The organism is Flavobacterium sp. ENC (assembly GCF_020991415.1).
Taxonomy (GTDB): Bacteria; Bacteroidota; Bacteroidia; order Flavobacteriales; family Flavobacteriaceae; genus Flavobacterium.
Genome location: NZ_JAJMOY010000031.1, coordinates 1 through 734, shown reverse-complemented (window position 1 = coordinate 734; position 734 = coordinate 1). Strand labels below are relative to the sequence as shown.

The window sequence follows — 734 nt, the reverse complement described above, 5'->3', positions numbered from 1 at the left end:
AGCAGGACTTACGATCAATACAAACGGAACAGTAACAGTGGCGGCCAACACACCGGCAGGTACTTATAATTTAGAATATACCATCTGTGAGATCAACAATCCGGGGAATTGCGATACCGCGACTTCAACAGTTGTAGTTACAGCAGCAACTTTGGTAGCGAATTTAGATGCAGTTCCTTCAACCCTTAGTTCGAATACGCCAAAGACACTAATAAATGTTTTTGACAATGACACTAAAAACGGGGCAGCCTTAATTCCATCAGACGTAAAACTGACAGTAACTACAGCCGATCCAAAAGGATATTTGACCGTAGATTTTAATGGAAATGCGATATTAGGAGCCAACGCTCCGGCAGGAACTTACCAACTGACCTATGAAATCTGTGAGTTGTTAAACCCAACAAACTGCAGTTCAAACCAAGTGCAGGTAACAATCACAGCACCATCAATTGATGCTGTTGCAGACAACCTAGGCTCAATCAACGGAAATGCAGGCGGAACCACAACAGTTTCCTTAATCGCAGGTGACACCGTAAACGCAGCACAAGCTGTAATCGGAACCAATCCGGGAGACGTAAAACTAACGGTAACGACTCCGATACCGGCAGGACTGACTATCAATACAAACGGAACAGTAACAGTGGCGGCCAATACACCGGCAGGAAGTTATAATTTAGAATATACCATCTGTGAAATCAACAATCCGGGGAATTGCGATACCGCGACTTCAACAG

General features: G+C 44.3%; 1 pseudogene. It reads left to right on the top strand.

The features are described 5' to 3' along the window. Positions 1 to 734: pseudogene (locus tag LPB89_RS21910) on the top strand (gliding motility-associated C-terminal domain-containing protein); the annotation flags it as partial.